Annotated in this window: 21 protein-coding genes, 1 tRNA gene and 2 pseudogenes; 10 read left to right on the forward strand and 14 right to left on the reverse strand. The window is 55.1% G+C overall.

What is annotated here, in order from left to right; all coding sequences use genetic code 11:
• Positions 1-92: 92 nt before the first annotated feature.
• The 6 genes from DBR18_RS05670 (at position 93) to DBR18_RS28365 (ending at position 2,218) form a co-directional block, all read left to right on the forward strand.
• Positions 93-323: a hypothetical protein gene (locus DBR18_RS05670; protein ID WP_108589587.1), complete on the forward strand. Its 231-nt coding sequence runs from the start codon at positions 93-95 to the stop codon at positions 321-323.
• A 109-nt stretch (positions 324-432) separates the two neighbouring features.
• Positions 433-717, forward strand: a complete 285-nt coding sequence (locus tag DBR18_RS28810) for a hypothetical protein (protein WP_108589588.1) — start codon at positions 433-435, stop codon at positions 715-717.
• Positions 718-840: 123 nt separating this feature from the next.
• Positions 841-1,050, forward strand: coding sequence for a hypothetical protein (locus DBR18_RS05680; protein WP_108589589.1), 210 nt, complete (start codon positions 841-843; stop codon positions 1,048-1,050).
• A 39-nt stretch (positions 1,051-1,089) separates the two neighbouring features.
• A complete protein-coding gene (locus tag DBR18_RS28360; RefSeq protein WP_177482342.1) occupies positions 1,090-1,251 on the forward strand; it encodes a hypothetical protein in 162 nt (53 codons plus the stop codon).
• A 47-nt stretch (positions 1,252-1,298) separates the two neighbouring features.
• Positions 1,299-1,844: an NADAR family protein gene (locus DBR18_RS05685; protein ID WP_108589590.1), complete on the forward strand. Its 546-nt coding sequence runs from the start codon at positions 1,299-1,301 to the stop codon at positions 1,842-1,844.
• Positions 1,845-2,056: 212 nt separating this feature from the next.
• The gene (locus DBR18_RS28365) at positions 2,057-2,218 is read left to right on the forward strand and encodes a hypothetical protein (RefSeq protein ID WP_177482343.1); all 162 of its coding nucleotides are present in this window, start codon (positions 2,057-2,059) and stop codon (positions 2,216-2,218) included.
• A gap of 84 nt (positions 2,219-2,302) precedes the next feature.
• Here DBR18_RS28365 and DBR18_RS28815 read toward each other — a convergent pair whose 3' ends face one another.
• The gene (locus DBR18_RS28815) at positions 2,303-2,530 is read right to left on the reverse strand and encodes a hypothetical protein (RefSeq protein WP_108589655.1); all 228 of its coding nucleotides are present in this window, start codon (positions 2,528-2,530) and stop codon (positions 2,303-2,305) included.
• Positions 2,531-2,608: 78 nt separating this feature from the next.
• Between DBR18_RS28815 and DBR18_RS05695 the strand changes: the two genes are divergently transcribed.
• Together DBR18_RS05695 and DBR18_RS05700 are read left to right on the forward strand one after the other, a co-directional pair.
• Positions 2,609-3,136, forward strand: coding sequence for a hypothetical protein (locus tag DBR18_RS05695; RefSeq protein ID WP_256588562.1), 528 nt, complete (start codon positions 2,609-2,611; stop codon positions 3,134-3,136).
• A gap of 243 nt (positions 3,137-3,379) precedes the next feature.
• Positions 3,380-3,736 carry a hypothetical protein gene (locus tag DBR18_RS05700; protein WP_108589591.1) on the forward strand — a complete coding sequence of 119 codons (357 nt, stop codon included), beginning with the start codon at positions 3,380-3,382 and terminating at the stop codon, positions 3,734-3,736.
• Positions 3,737-3,877: 141 nt separating this feature from the next.
• Here DBR18_RS05700 and DBR18_RS05705 read toward each other — a convergent pair.
• Positions 3,878-3,964, reverse strand: a tRNA-Leu gene (locus DBR18_RS05705).
• 393 nt (positions 3,965-4,357) lie between these two features.
• Between DBR18_RS05705 and DBR18_RS05710 the strand changes: the two genes are divergently transcribed.
• Entirely contained in the window at positions 4,358-4,741 is a 384-nt protein-coding gene (locus tag DBR18_RS05710) for a hypothetical protein (protein WP_371921071.1), read from the forward strand.
• Between the two features lie 88 nt (positions 4,742-4,829).
• Here DBR18_RS05710 and DBR18_RS05715 read toward each other — a convergent pair whose 3' ends face one another.
• From DBR18_RS05715 to DBR18_RS05735, 5 genes are all read right to left on the reverse strand, one after another.
• Positions 4,830-5,060, reverse strand: a complete 231-nt coding sequence (locus DBR18_RS05715) for a hypothetical protein (RefSeq protein WP_108589593.1) — start codon at positions 5,058-5,060, stop codon at positions 4,830-4,832.
• A gap of 129 nt (positions 5,061-5,189) precedes the next feature.
• Positions 5,190-5,447, reverse strand: coding sequence for a hypothetical protein (locus DBR18_RS05720; protein ID WP_108589594.1), 258 nt, complete (start codon positions 5,445-5,447; stop codon positions 5,190-5,192).
• A 55-nt stretch (positions 5,448-5,502) separates the two neighbouring features.
• On the reverse strand, positions 5,503-6,012 hold the full coding sequence (locus DBR18_RS05725; RefSeq protein WP_108589595.1) for a lysis system i-spanin subunit Rz: 510 nt from the start codon (positions 6,010-6,012) through the stop codon (positions 5,503-5,505).
• The gene (locus DBR18_RS05730) at positions 6,003-6,413 is read right to left on the reverse strand and encodes a DUF6527 family protein (protein WP_108589596.1); all 411 of its coding nucleotides are present in this window, start codon (positions 6,411-6,413) and stop codon (positions 6,003-6,005) included. Before DBR18_RS05730 ends, DBR18_RS05725 begins: the two co-directional genes overlap by 10 nt.
• Entirely contained in the window at positions 6,410-6,832 is a 423-nt protein-coding gene (locus tag DBR18_RS05735) for a cell wall hydrolase (protein WP_108589597.1), read from the reverse strand. The genes DBR18_RS05730 and DBR18_RS05735 overlap by 4 nt, the downstream gene beginning before the upstream one ends.
• 91 nt (positions 6,833-6,923) lie before the next feature.
• Between DBR18_RS05735 and DBR18_RS05740 the strand changes: the two genes are divergently transcribed.
• Positions 6,924-8,027 (forward strand): acyltransferase, encoded by a 1,104-nt coding sequence (locus tag DBR18_RS05740; RefSeq protein ID WP_158275039.1) that lies wholly within the window; start codon positions 6,924-6,926, stop codon positions 8,025-8,027.
• Here the strand turns inward: DBR18_RS05740 and DBR18_RS05745 are convergent.
• The 7 genes and pseudogenes from DBR18_RS05745 to DBR18_RS28825 all read right to left on the reverse strand — a co-directional run.
• Positions 8,024-8,470, reverse strand: a complete 447-nt coding sequence (locus tag DBR18_RS05745) for a tail fiber assembly protein (RefSeq protein WP_108589598.1) — start codon at positions 8,468-8,470, stop codon at positions 8,024-8,026. The genes DBR18_RS05740 and DBR18_RS05745 overlap by 4 nt on opposite strands.
• A gap of 1,079 nt (positions 8,471-9,549) precedes the next feature.
• Positions 9,550-9,747, reverse strand: a pseudogene (locus DBR18_RS30220) (phage tail protein); the annotation flags it as partial.
• Between the two features lie 11 nt (positions 9,748-9,758).
• A complete protein-coding gene (locus DBR18_RS05755; RefSeq protein WP_108589599.1) occupies positions 9,759-10,358 on the reverse strand; it encodes a YmfQ family protein in 600 nt (199 codons plus the stop codon).
• The gene (locus DBR18_RS05760) at positions 10,349-11,386 is read right to left on the reverse strand and encodes a baseplate J/gp47 family protein (protein ID WP_108589600.1); all 1,038 of its coding nucleotides are present in this window, start codon (positions 11,384-11,386) and stop codon (positions 10,349-10,351) included. Before DBR18_RS05760 ends, DBR18_RS05755 begins: the two co-directional genes overlap by 10 nt.
• Complete coding sequence (locus tag DBR18_RS05765) at positions 11,376-11,774, reverse strand: phage GP46 family protein (protein WP_108589601.1); 399 nt, start codon at positions 11,772-11,774, stop codon at positions 11,376-11,378. The genes DBR18_RS05760 and DBR18_RS05765 overlap by 11 nt, the downstream gene beginning before the upstream one ends.
• A complete protein-coding gene (locus tag DBR18_RS05770; RefSeq protein ID WP_108589602.1) occupies positions 11,774-12,280 on the reverse strand; it encodes a phage baseplate assembly protein V in 507 nt (168 codons plus the stop codon). Before DBR18_RS05770 ends, DBR18_RS05765 begins: the two co-directional genes overlap by 1 nt.
• Positions 12,277-12,854: pseudogene (locus DBR18_RS28825) on the reverse strand (baseplate protein); the annotation flags it as partial. The gene DBR18_RS05770 and the pseudogene DBR18_RS28825, both read right to left, overlap by 4 nt.

The following is a 12,854-nucleotide window of genomic DNA, read 5'->3' on the forward strand; positions in this document are numbered from 1 at the left end:
CAGCTGAGGGACCAGCGCCCCATCGGCAGAGAGTCCGCATTCCCGCGGGCTCTTTGCTGCCCTCAAGCGGTTTCTCTGAACGGAGGTGTTACATGTCCGAAAAAGAGTCCATCACCACCCTCCTTACGCTGCTCGATGCCCGCCAGGCACGCCTTGCAGCCGCCTGCAAGGAACTCGCCGACTGGGTCGATCACCAAGGTGGCCACCCTACCGCGCTGCGCATCCGTGATCGCCTGAACGACATCGAAAAAGACACGCCGCTGATTCGCAGCACCCTGTCTTCGCTCAAGCCTGTCGATCGGCCGCTGCCACGTTTCAGATGAATGCAGGCGGATAAACGACAGCCTCCCGAGACGTGCAATTTGCCCGATGCTCCGAACGCCCTTGTGCGTGCGCGGTCATAATTTGTACACCTCACCAAGGAGTCTCTTCATGGTTATCCATTTCAAAGTAGACGGCCATCTGGCTTGCGGTCACAAGGGCAACAATCTCAGCTCCAGCAATGAACTCAATCGCGTAAAGTGCCGCAGTTGCCGCAATACCGATGCCTACAAGGCTGCGCGCAAAGATCAGCGCAATGCTGCGCGCCGCGCGTCCCGGCATACGAAGGCAGTGCATGGCGCTTCGAACTGGCGCTCGGAGTGGATTGAACGCTTGACCGCCCTCGTTGGCCCGCAGCGCTTGCCACGCGGTTTTGCCGGTCAGGGCTTTGTCTAGGCTTGATTGAACCGGATGGGCCGAGACAATCGGCCCACAGGCTTTGGCGGCGCGGTTGAACTTGCCCGAAGGCATGTCGTTAACGCTAGAATTCACCTCTGCAACCTACGCAAGAGCGCCTGAATGCCGAAGACTCCTTCCGCCAGAAAAGAACCGGCGACCGCCGCTGACATTGAACGCGCCATCCAGACCCTCAACACCATGGCAGAACGGCTGTGGGGCGAAGACCGCGAAGCCGAGGCCAGAGCCCTCCTCGAGGCACTCGATGCCCTGAACCGGGCCTTGGACCGGATCAGGATCGGTGAAAGCCGCAAAGTGAAAACCATCCATTAAAGTGTGGCCTTACGGCTAACAAGCGGCGATGAGAAGCAAATGGAGTTGTTCGAGCTTTTAACCAAACTTTTTTTCGGCATTGCCGATCTTCCTCAGTACAAAAAGCCTCGCAGAGTTTTTACGCGGGGCTTTGTCATGTTCTGCGTGATGGTGGCGGTGTTTGAGTTGTTGATGCTGAACCATATCTACAGCGGGCGCTGAAGCAATCAGCGGAAGACTGAAGGCTCGCCCATTGCAAAGGAATCTACATGCAAGATGCCAACTATCTGAACGACCTGTGCGCGCGCTTCAATAACGGAGAAGACCTCACATTTACCTTTTTCTGGGGGCACCAGCGCAATAAAAGCGGTGTGGGCGCTTCCTGCTTCAGTCAGTGGTTCGAAGCCGAATTCACAGTCGACGGACACCGTTATCCAACGGCTGAACATTTCATGATGGCCGAAAAGGCGAACCTGTTCGGTGATCAGGATATTCGTGCTCAAGTGCTTCAGGCACCCACTCCCAACGCGGCAAAAGCCTTGGGACGCAGCGTTCGCGGATTCGACAATCAAATCTGGCTACAGCACAGGTTTGACATTGTTGTGCGCGCCAACCAGGCGAAGTTCTCGCAGAACCCGGCGTTGAACGCGTACCTTGAGCAAACCGGCTCGAAAATCATCGTCGAAGCCAGCCCGGTAGATAACATTTGGGGGATCGGACTGGCGCAGGACGACGAAAAAGCAAGCAATCCGAATCTGTGGCAAGGCCTGAACTTGTTGGGGTTTGCACTGATGCAGGTGCGGGACGCAAACTGATTCGCTCCTGCATTAACTTGATCCTGATGCATCTTCCGGACAAGGAGTAGCGCTCGTTTTCCCTATTCGGGCGCAACTTTGTTTTAACCACTCCCTCGTCACACCCCTACCACCATTCAAGCGCCCCGAAGATGAACATACGTTCATCGCAAACATGGTTCCAGGCGTCTAGTCTGCGGGTTCCGACATAGTGACTACAGGAGTACCCCACCATGTTCTCGCACGAAAGCATCCCGCTGACCGCCCTCTTCATCATCATGCTGCTGTGCCTGATTGCGGCCTTTTTACACCCGGTACATGCTTTCTTCAGCTGGGTTCGCAGGCGCAAAAACACAACGTCCACCAAGGTTGCGGACGAGACAAGTTTGCGCTGAGGTACAAAAAAGCCCGGCACAAGGCCGGGCTTTGACTTTCGAGATGTTTACGGCCATACAGTCCATGCCGCCATGTCGCGTTGATCACTGCCTCACTTCGATCCCGGTAATTCCAATCAGGTGGGCCTGCTCTAGAATTTCCTCTGCAGTCGAGTCCGCTGTCGGCATGATCAAGCTGTTCTCGCCATCTCCGAAATGTAGCTGCAGCAAATGCATGGCAGCGTCCTGGATTGTCAGGGCGGTTTGCTTAAGCTCTAGCTGATGGGTACGGGACTCGCCGTTGTACAGGTATTGGATTGTATAAATGCGCATAGTCATCGCTCAGAATGAAAGGTTCGTTCAGTACATCCTGACTTAATGGTCAACTCTTAGTTCAAACAGACGGCTGACATGCAACTCGTCGAGCCGGCCTCGCCGGGCCAGTACCGTGGAGCATCGACCTATGACGTCCAGCAAGTTGATAACGGAAAATTGCTGGGCACAATCAGCCGATCGATCTTCAACTTCGACAGTGACCAACCACGTGGCGCCTCCTTCCCTTACGACGGCAAGGTCTACTCCGACGCGGACGGGGTGCGGCTGACGTTGGGTCTGTCCCGAAAGATCGGGAGAATTTCAGGCCTGGCACTGGAGTTGAGCGGTCGACAATACCGACTGATTGAAACCCATCGGATCGTTCGCGGAGTGGACTACAAGCCTCTCGATGACCCGGACGCTTACCGCGCTCTGGTCAATGCTGCTCAGGTTGCCCATGAACATCGGGATCTGCGCACCTTTGAAAAGATGCGACCTCACATTGAGTCGGCAGCCTTCTGCATTTGCCCTGGCTGCCTCGATTGCTTTGCTGCACAGGACGACTGCCCGACCTGCGCCGGAAAAGGATTTGTGGCGAAGGCAGCACCAGCGGGTTCAGACTGAAATCCACTGAAACGGCTCGATTGATTCAGCGCTGCGTCAACGCGTTCAGGCGCTCCACCACCGCGGCATTTGCCTTGGATGCCATGACAAGGAACCGAATCCTCTTCATAAGTGTCGACATTGCTGGTTAGTGAGCCAGTGTGCGCGTGTACACCGTCGGTGTTTTGTCAGGCGCGATGAAGCGACTTTGATATCGATCCGTCAGTCAGGGCTCTACCATTTCCAACTCAAGGATGAGCAACAATGAAAGCTCTTACGATATTTCTATGCGTGTTTTGTCTCTATGCCCAAGCCAATGAGACTCAGATCGATGGTCCGATGTTTGACGACGGCAAGTATTCCGTTGTCGTCGATCGTGCTGATGGCCCATCAAGAACCGTGATTATCAAGCGCACCGGGCCCTACTTCACCTCCTACATCAAGGAACAATATGACTGCGCCAGGCTTCAGTATCGTTACATGGGTACAGGATCAACCAGCGTAAATATCGTCGAAGAGCCGGCTGATGCTCCATGGTTTGCAATTCGGCAGGGTGATTGGCGTGAGCGCGTCAGAGATAAAGTCTGCCTGGAGAGCGCAAAAACAACCGCGTCTCAATGATCGTCACTTTTACGGAGAAGTTTGGTCAAGCCGCAAGCTGGAGCAGCTGTTGAGCTGAAGGCTTGGCTCGGACACAGAAACGCTAAGCGGAAACAAACAAGGGTTTGCATCAGCTTTCGCCCGCAAACCCTTGATTTTAGATGGTGCCCGAAGCCGGAATCGAACCGGCACGCCCTTACGAGCGGGGGATTTTAAGTCCCATGCGTCTACCAGTTTCGCCATTCGGGCGGTAGCGCGTGTTGCAGAGCGGGAAATATATACATCAGGTCCCGGTGAAGCAAGTTCGCAGAAGCTTAATTCAAGACTAAATTTTGCATCCTGCTGAAAATAAAAAAGCTCCGTAAATCATGGATCTACGGAGCTTGTTTATAGTGGAGGCCGAGGTCGGAATCGAACCGGCGTAGGTGGATTTGCAATCCACCTATAAAGCTTCGCATATCAATAGGTTAACACTATTTCAGTTCCGCAAGCTACTGATTTTTAAGAGGCTACAAGCCACGTTTTTCAAGGGGCCAAATTTTGGTTGCGGAACTCAATAACCTGCAGATCGTCGACTCCCGCTCGCTCCCTTACCGCTCCTAGATTACTGTATATGCAACCAGTAATCAGCAAGGCATGCCTGTGGATCCCCTCTATATAGAAGACACCGACGATTGGCTCGGTAACCCGACTTCGCTCGAAACCTGCCGGCATCAACTCCGGATGTACGAGAACGAATTCGAAGCGCTCACTCTCAAGCTCGACCGAGCACTGGAAAATATCCAGGGCCTGGTCCGAGACAATGACGCGCTCACGGCGGAAAGGAATTCTCTGAGGGATGAGCTGATCGCGACCAAGGCTAAAGCTGCCGAGGCTGACCGGCGAGCGAACGACATCACGATCAAAACTAACTGGGAGCTGATGGCGAAGGACAGGCACATCTCTCACCTGGCGACAGAGATTCAAACCCTGAAAGGAGAAAAAACCTTTTCGCCAAGCATCCCATATCGACGGGACGACTCCTGAGCAGGCGTTTCAAGGCCACCGCAAAGTGAACGGTTCTGTGGGGAATGTTCGCAACCAAGGTCCAGAGCTGATCAAGCCAGTCGATTGATCAGCTCTTCGTCAGCGTTTTCAGGCGCTCAACCAGCGCGGCTTCAAAAATGATGTACAGATTTTCAGCATCGCCGGCGCGTAAAGCACCGCCGGTTTCCAAGCCAAGCACGAATCCATCAGCGCGTGCTCCCGCCTTCACAGCGATGATCATCGAATCAGCCTGGACAATCTGCGCCAGTAGCCGATCCGCCTCTCGCTGCATCTTATCGTTCAGTACAACGCCTTCCATATTCGCCACCTTTGCCTTCACTGCGACATCCAATACATCACCGCAATCACGACCGTGACCCAAGCCAAGGTTATCAAAAACGAAAGACCAGCCAGCCGTTTATCCACTTTGGACCTATATATAGTTGATTCACTTGTCGAGCTGAACACGACAATTTACATAGGTATCAGTACCTGGCACTGCCCCGTAGGAGCGACATTTTGCATCGTCAGTCGCGTTTCTGGCGGCTTCAACGGCTTCGGCTTGATCTGCACGCCTCTGGCGCTCAGCGTAACCTTTGGTGCCTGGTAAACAATCAGCCCGCGGAGTGCCTAATGCACATTCCATTGGGTGGTTGGAGCATCCAGCGACCAGCACCATCAGAGCGCCTGAAAGCAGAATCTTCATGGTAGTTCCTATAAGAAAAATAGGAGTTTGCCATCGCAAAAGCAAAGGTGCAGTACTAGGGCGAAATTTCGCGAACATACGCTTGACACGCCTGAAGCGCGATCAGCCCCCGGTCGCCGGTGTCGGTGATGGCGACAATTCGTTGAGCATGCGCTGGGTCAAGTCGGGCGCGTACGGCTGCATGATCCACGCCGCCGGCGCCGGCGGCGGCTGGCACGCCGCAGCCTTTGGCAGCGTCGGTTGCGTCGAGGAGGACTGACAACCGCAAATCAGAAGTGGCAAGGCGATCGCGCAGGCGATCTTGGTCACGTTGGGCATCGGTCATTTTCCTGAAGTGGGTTTGCTCACTGGCCGCCAGCCGCTGTTCGAGCGCCAGACGCTTGTCCTGCTCGGCCTGCTGCGCGGTGGCGGCAGCCTGGGTCAGTTGGTTGAGGGTTTCGGCTTGCTGCTGGGCCTGCTCGGCAAGCTGCTTGCCGTAGCGCCAGTCCTGAAACTGCCAGGCGCTGCCGGCGCCGATCAGCACGAGCACAACCGCGCCGATCAACTTCCATGGAATCACCGGCATAGCTGATCCTCCCAGCCCGGCAAATCCACGGTTCGGCCTGACAGTTCATGCGTGCAGTCGCCTAAGAACTGAATCCGTCCATCGGTTACAAACGAGTGGCAGACCTTCCCAAAGCGGCTTGCGTAGACCGCCTCCCGACCACCGGCTGCGTAAATTGCGTCGTATTCCCGCTCTTCATCTAGGGTCATGACGCTGCGACCTTCGGGCGCGCCAGTGGTCCGGGCCAGCACTGAAGGGGTGAACGTTGGCGCATCTGGATTGCCGTTGTACCCCCAGTTCGGTCCGGGCGTGTTGGGGCTGTTTACCTTGATGCTGTGCGGCCCGCCACAGCCTGGACAGAAGAACCAGACAGAACCATCTTTGGCCTGACCGAGGCATCGCCCAATCGTTTTGATAGTCATGGCACATCCTTGAAGAAGACGTGACCGCCCAACTTGAGCGTTTGCTTGGCTTTCGCCGACCAGGCCGGCGCCTTGATGCTGGTGGCGTAGTAATGCGTGGCGCCGCCGGTAGGATCCGGCACCTTGCCGTCGATCACTTGGTCAGCAGCAATTCGCGCCTGCGCCAGCTCGCGGAACGGGATTTCCTTCACGCCGATCAGGAACTGATAGTTCGGATCAGTCTTGTTCCAGCAGCTGAACTGGTACGGCTTCTGGCAGACGCCGGCGTAGCCCTCCCCCCACCACGAATTGGTCCTGCCGTCATTCACCCGGTTGCGGATCGTCCACGCCACGGCGATCTGGCCGGACGTACCTTCGCCGCGCGCCTCGCCCCACAAGGTGCGGGCAAGAATGTCGCGGTCTTTCTCAGTTACAGGCATCACTTTTCTCCAGGCAAAAAAATTCCCGCTCGATGACGGGAGTAGTTATGGGCGACTTCGCTTTCAATCGATCTATCGGTACGATGCGCGTATGTCGACACCTATCCTCATGCATCAAGGCATCGAAGTGACTTACAACAATACAAAAGAACGAATTAACGAAATTGACTTGCTTCGGTTTGTTGCAGCATTAGCCGTGCTTCTTTTCCACTATTCCTTTCGCGGGCACGCTTATGATGATCTTTCATTAATATCTTACCCGTGGATAGTTCCAGTGGCGAAGTATGGATATCTAGGTGTTCAGTTATTTTTCATGATCAGCGGATTTGTCATATTCATGACTGCCGCCAATTCGAGTTTGAAGTCCTTCGCCATTTCTAGAATTGTGCGGCTTTACCCAGCCTTCTGGGCTTGTTGCACGCTTACCTTCGTTGCGATATTGGTTATGGGAGGAAGTCGTTTTTCTGCAACCGTGACTCAATACATAGCAAACATGACTATGCTGAGCGAATTCATGAACGTGCCTTCTATCGACGGTGCATATTGGTCAATATTCATTGAGATTCGATTTTATCTATTAATAGCGATTCTTTTGGCATTCAAACAAATGCGCAATGCAGAATATTTTATGATTGCGTGGCTTGCCTATGCGGCCAAGGTTGCAGTATTCGGAGCAGACAAGCTGTCGATTTATTTAATCTCGGAGTACGCCACCTTTTTTATTGCGGGCGCTTCATTATTTATGGTTTGGAAAAATGGCTTTTCAATCATCCGCCATGCCACTATCGCGGGATCCTTTGCGCTAGCAATTTATCAATCTTTAAAACAGGCATCAATACTGACACCTGTGTTCAAGCAAGACGTAAGCCCGATGATTGTCGCCTCAATTATCACGGTATTTTTTATACTGATGTTACTTTCCGCGACTAAAAAAACAGGGGTGATTGGCCGAATGAACTGGGCGGCTGTTGGCGCGCTGACCTACCCACTCTATCTGCTCCATCAATTTATCGGTTACATGACGTTCAACTCCCTATATGACAAAGTTAACGTTCACCTCTTATTCTGGGGAGTTATTAGCGGGATGTTGGTAATGGCCTACGCAGTCAATCAGCTTGTAGAAAAACCTCTCTCCGCGAAGCTTCGCGGAATCCTAAAGACAGATGCTCGTCCATTACAAACCAAGGCAGACTAAGCGCTCGATTCTCCCATGCCATGGGCGGGCAACTCTAGGCCGGTAGCGGGTTGCTCCGGCCATTCTACCTCTGATGGCCAACCATCCTGACCAGTTACCCGACCGAGGTAAACAGCGTAAGCTTGCCAGCTCTCCAATTGAGCGATGCGCAGAGGGAGTTCCAGCGTCTCTTCTGGCGTCACCAGCTGTAGTCTTACCGAATCGTTCAATGTGCTAATCCGGTCTGCCAGTGCTAATTTCTGTGCCGTAGCCGTCTGGGTCAACCCTGCAAGAATTGCACTTTGAACAGCTATCGCATCGACTGGTGGATTCAGCCAATTCAAAAATCTTTGGTCATCTTCCTGCATCTCTACGATACCCGGCCAATACTCTGGATCTTGCGGCGAAAGAAACCAGTTCAGTATTTTGTTATCGGCGGTAAGTTGGGCGTAAATAGTTCTCATATTTCGTACTCCGTTGCGAAAGCGGAAAACGTAGGCGTACCTGCTGTGTTTGTTGTAGTGCCATAAATCGTCTGGGGTGTGGAAATATTCAGGGAGAAGTTCCCTCCCGTTGCGCCTGTTGCCGATACAGTGCCGCTAACGTTTTGCTCGCCCACTTGACTTGCGGCGCTGAAAAGGGAAAATCCAATATTCGACGCAGAGCCAGAGTAGTTACTGATCAAACCACTCAAGCGTACAGCGTTAAGTGGCGCAACCGCCGAGATAGAAATCGGCGACGCTACGAGCAAACTTGAGCCTCCAAAGAACGCTTGTCGTGCGGTTCCAATTCTGTTGTTTACTTGAGTGAAGGCAACGAACAGACGTGAAGCATTTGTCTGGACAACGCTTATGAGAGCAGATGCGATATAACCTGAAGGCATGTTGGTGCCGGCGTAAATTGGCGGTGCCACTGTCGATGTGGCGTTTACACCAAGTAGCCTGACTGTGCCGCCTGCTGTGCAAATTGCATAGATCGCAACATATCCCCCAATCGGGGCCTGGCCGGCATCCATGCCATTGGTGCCAGTGTTTGTAAGGGTGATAGTCTGGTTCAGCCCCGAGATGCAATAACGCAAACCTCCCAAAGCTGTTTCCAGAATCACTTCATCAGCGGTCCAGGTTGCGGAGGCCGAGGCCACAGTAATAGACGCTTTGAGGTTTTTGGACTGTCCGACCACGCCAGATACTTGTCCAAACCGGACCGCATGCTGGCTGTTCACCGCTGCCGGCACCTGCTGCGCCCCACCTGTGCTACTGATAAGAATCCATTTATCCAAGACGCCTGATAGCACCACCGTGCAGTTGCCGTTGGCGACAATTTCGCCTCCCTGCAGCGGCTGTAAACCCAGACCAACGATCTGCTTTGCTACACCGCCCGCCGGGCGGAAGGTGCTGTTACCTGTGTTATCCGTCTTTGCCTTGAAGCGAAGAGTCATTCCGTTGAAATAGCTGGTGATGGCGGGGGCATAAGCGGCGGTGTAGCTGTTCGCGGTGCCCGTGTCGTCACCAAAGCTACTGAGAGCTGCCTGCTCGATTTTATAAATGGCCTCCATCAGCTGGGTGACACTCGCCTCGGAGGGAACTAGACCGGCGGTGATGATGACGTTCAACACTTCCTGCGTGATGGAGTTACCCCACACAGAAGGAATCAACGAGCCTGGGGTTCCGGTCGCCTGATTCTCATCGACGAACACACCACCGACCAAACCGATATTCGGCACACTTTTCGGAAAATCCACGTCTTTACCTCTCAGTCATAATTGATGTGCACAATGGTGTGCGCCGGCGCAGGCCGGCGGATAAGACACTCGAGCGCATCCCCAGGGTTGGTACCGAAACGTTCACCCCAATAGCTGACGCCGAAGCGCCGACCCAATCTCTGCCGACCTCCTGTATTCAGCGTCCACATGAACTGAGCGTTCCACGTCCCGAAGTGCGCCGCGCCAAAACGAGAACGCCCCATTCGGGGCGCTCTGTGCTCAGTGATGTTTGCGTTCGGATAACCCTGCCGCACCGCGATGTCGATGAAGTAAGACCGGCTCTGCCCGCCCACCTCTACCAGCCGCCGGCTGACCGCTAGACGCCGATCCTCGAATGCCGGGTTAGGCCCGAGACAGGAATCAGGCAAATTCATCACTGCCTCCCAATCCGGTACCAACTCGCTCACACCAGCCGGGTCCATTTCGTTGAGCAGGTCCAAGGCTCGGGCCTCGAGGCGGGAAAACTCGATAGCCACCCCGGAGAGCACCAGATCGATTTCCGGCACCAATTCGGGGTCCCAGGCTGGGCCACTCGGCAACATGCCGCGTAGCTGCCGGTGGTACTGGTCAGCGGTTCGCGCTACAGCCATGTGATACCCCCAAAGGTCAGCAACTCATTGGCAGCCGCCGTGACGTTGGCTGATGGAACGATGAGGGTGTTGTCTGTTTCGCCCGATGCGCTGCTGATGGCTTCGCGGATGTGGCTGATGAGCAGAGTGCTACCCAGCCCCGCCTCTCGGTCGTGTAGATCAATCAATTGAGCCTGGATAGCAGCGCGAACCGCGGTGGTGTCGGGTACAGGATGAACGCTGTACAGCACCGGCTTCGGTGCAGGCGCCAGGACATACAGCTCCGCAGTGACCGGGCGCAATGGATCGATGTAGGCTTTCACCTCGGCCAACTGTGTCGGATTGGGCACCGGCACCGCATCGTTGTCACGCATGACAAACAGACCAACTGTACCCGGGCCAACGTAATTGCCTCGGCACCAGGCGCGGGTAACACCCGGAACTTCCAACGCCCAGGTTTCGTAATCGTCGGCCGAGCCACCGTGCGGGATGATCCTGTAGGATCGAATCACCCGGCCGCGCAACGATTCGAGGCTTTCTCTTGCGCCCCCCCCTGTCAGCCCCGGGGCCAGAACAGTAAATGCGTTCGTCACACCAGACACTGGCTGCACCAAGGTCAGCGCCAGACCAGCATCGGCATTGCCGAGGATGCCGGCTTCCACGGCTTCAATAGTGGTGATATTGGTCCCGGACACCGTGGTGACCCCCATGGTTACCCGGTACATACGTCCGTCAACGGCCTGCAACACAACATCTCTGTCCAACACGGCACCAGCAGCGGCGGTAAAGCTGACGCTACCTTCAGCCGGCTGCGCAACTTTACGCGGCTGATTGAGGCGCAAGGAGGCGATGCGTTCCAGGGTTTCCTCGTCTGCCTTGTCCGGCAGGATCTGTTCAGCGATCCAGTTGAGATAGCCATACAAACCGTAGGCTGTGCCGCTCAACGTCCGCGACAGCACCTGTGCGTCCGATCGACGGAGCGCATCACTCGCCAAATCACTCTGGGTTCGGTTGATCAGCACCGGCAATGTAGGAGTTTCAAACGGCATAGATCACCTGCCAATTAGGATTGGATTTGATTTCCACGCGATCGCCGCCCGGCAGGGTCAGGATGACTGTCAGGTTCAGCCGGCTGATATCGTGCTTCTCGCTGCTGATCTCCATCGCAATCACCAAGCCGTCATCACGCATCCATTGCAACGCTTCTTCGGCGTAGAACTCAGCGTCTCTCTGCGTGGCGGCAGTGAGCTTGACGCGGCGCAACAGCCACAGTCGCGAACCGATTCGGTCGTTGGCAATGGCTGGATAGCTGTCACCCCACCAGCCGAACAACTCCTCGTCATCCACTGGGTCATCCGTTTCAGCACGGCGCCAGGTGAACAGGCTTATGAGAACCGCCCGGGTCAGATCGGTATATCGGTCGTTAGACATGATCATCAGCCCCCCACAGCCGGCGGCCCGCTGTTGCCATTACCCGCCTGGACATTGGTATGGACGTGTTTAATCTGGCTGATGCCGGCGGCGATCTGGTCACCGGCTGAAGTGATTTTCCCGGTCTGCGTGATTTCCGGCGTATCGAAGTTCACGGCAACCGTTGCCTTGATATTCAATATCTGAGTTTCGATATCAATCACCCGACCTCGCTTGAAGTGCACCCTGTCTCCTTCATCGGTGTAGATGGCGACCTCGCCAGGCTTCAATTCCTTGATCCGGTATCGCCGGTCAGAAGCCACCACCACCACGGCGTGGGAGCGATCTCCACCAAGAAACATCGTCAGCACCTCAGCACCGGGCAACGGGTTGCTGGTGAGCCCGTACGGTTCGAAATGCTCTACATTGTCTTTAAGCTCGCCGGCGGTCAGCCTGACCTGCAGCGTCTGCATCATTTTCCCGGCAGCCGCCAGCAACACGGTGCCGCGTGCCATCATGCTTTTCAGGCTCATTTTTTTGGCTCGTAGTCCGCAGGGATGAGGTATTCGAAGTTGTCGCCCTTGCCGCCTTTCTTCAGCTTGCGGTTCTTGTGCGGATCGTGCGGCTCCGGCTCGAAGCCGTCCGGCGGGCCGACTTCCATTTTCGTGATCATCCCGCTGTCAGTGAGGGAGTAGGTGACACGGGCAATGAGCATGATGCGATCGAAACCAATGATCGGATCGATCACACGCACCAGTGCGTTGTGCTTCCACAGCGCTCCATTGGATTGCCGCCAACCCTGAACGGTGTAGGTCGTGGTGAGCGCCTTGCCCATTCGGCTGCCGCGCTCCCAGTTCGACCGGGCCTGCGCCAGTTCGTTGGTCATCTGGCCGGATTCTTGGATGATCATCACGCGCTTGCGCGTCACGCGCGGATCGGCGACCACAGCCGAGATCTCAGCCGCCTGTTCGCCGAATTCTTCATCGGTCCCAGTCTTCTGCCCGAGCACCCGGTATTCGGAAAATACCGCCGAGAAGTCCAACGATGCGTCACCGACCAAAATGTTCTTCCCCACCTCCAACGTGTCGAAGGCGCGAACTTCACTAC

This window comes from Pseudomonas sp. HMWF021 (assembly GCF_003061005.1).
Taxonomy (GTDB): domain Bacteria; phylum Pseudomonadota; class Gammaproteobacteria; order Pseudomonadales; family Pseudomonadaceae; genus Aquipseudomonas.

Excerpts from the sequence above, each read along its gene's own strand:
- DBR18_RS05670 (WP_108589587.1), top strand. The coding sequence starts at position 93 with ATGTCCGAAAAAGAGTCCATCACCACCCTCCTTACGCTGCTCGATGCC.
- DBR18_RS28810 (WP_108589588.1), top strand. The coding sequence starts at position 433 with ATGGTTATCCATTTCAAAGTAGACGGCCATCTGGCTTGCGGTCACAAG.
- DBR18_RS05680 (WP_108589589.1), top strand. The coding sequence starts at position 841 with ATGCCGAAGACTCCTTCCGCCAGAAAAGAACCGGCGACCGCCGCTGAC.
- DBR18_RS28360 (WP_177482342.1), top strand. The coding sequence starts at position 1,090 with ATGGAGTTGTTCGAGCTTTTAACCAAACTTTTTTTCGGCATTGCCGAT.
- DBR18_RS05685 (WP_108589590.1), top strand. The coding sequence starts at position 1,299 with ATGCAAGATGCCAACTATCTGAACGACCTGTGCGCGCGCTTCAATAAC.
- DBR18_RS28365 (WP_177482343.1), top strand. The coding sequence starts at position 2,057 with ATGTTCTCGCACGAAAGCATCCCGCTGACCGCCCTCTTCATCATCATG.
- DBR18_RS28815 (WP_108589655.1), bottom strand. The coding sequence starts at position 2,530 with ATGCGCATTTATACAATCCAATACCTGTACAACGGCGAGTCCCGTACC.
- DBR18_RS05695 (WP_256588562.1), top strand. The coding sequence starts at position 2,609 with ATGCAACTCGTCGAGCCGGCCTCGCCGGGCCAGTACCGTGGAGCATCG.
- DBR18_RS05700 (WP_108589591.1), top strand. The coding sequence starts at position 3,380 with ATGAAAGCTCTTACGATATTTCTATGCGTGTTTTGTCTCTATGCCCAA.
- DBR18_RS05715 (WP_108589593.1), bottom strand. The coding sequence starts at position 5,060 with ATGGAAGGCGTTGTACTGAACGATAAGATGCAGCGAGAGGCGGATCGG.
- DBR18_RS05720 (WP_108589594.1), bottom strand. The coding sequence starts at position 5,447 with ATGAAGATTCTGCTTTCAGGCGCTCTGATGGTGCTGGTCGCTGGATGC.
- DBR18_RS05725 (WP_108589595.1), bottom strand. The coding sequence starts at position 6,012 with ATGCCGGTGATTCCATGGAAGTTGATCGGCGCGGTTGTGCTCGTGCTG.
- DBR18_RS05730 (WP_108589596.1), bottom strand. The coding sequence starts at position 6,413 with ATGACTATCAAAACGATTGGGCGATGCCTCGGTCAGGCCAAAGATGGT.
- DBR18_RS05735 (WP_108589597.1), bottom strand. The coding sequence starts at position 6,832 with ATGCCTGTAACTGAGAAAGACCGCGACATTCTTGCCCGCACCTTGTGG.
- DBR18_RS05740 (WP_158275039.1), top strand. The coding sequence starts at position 6,924 with ATGTCGACACCTATCCTCATGCATCAAGGCATCGAAGTGACTTACAAC.
- DBR18_RS05745 (WP_108589598.1), bottom strand. The coding sequence starts at position 8,470 with ATGAGAACTATTTACGCCCAACTTACCGCCGATAACAAAATACTGAAC.
- DBR18_RS05755 (WP_108589599.1), bottom strand. The coding sequence starts at position 10,358 with ATGGCTGTAGCGCGAACCGCTGACCAGTACCACCGGCAGCTACGCGGC.
- DBR18_RS05760 (WP_108589600.1), bottom strand. The coding sequence starts at position 11,386 with ATGCCGTTTGAAACTCCTACATTGCCGGTGCTGATCAACCGAACCCAG.
- DBR18_RS05765 (WP_108589601.1), bottom strand. The coding sequence starts at position 11,774 with ATGATCATGTCTAACGACCGATATACCGATCTGACCCGGGCGGTTCTC.
- DBR18_RS05770 (WP_108589602.1), bottom strand. The coding sequence starts at position 12,280 with ATGAGCCTGAAAAGCATGATGGCACGCGGCACCGTGTTGCTGGCGGCT.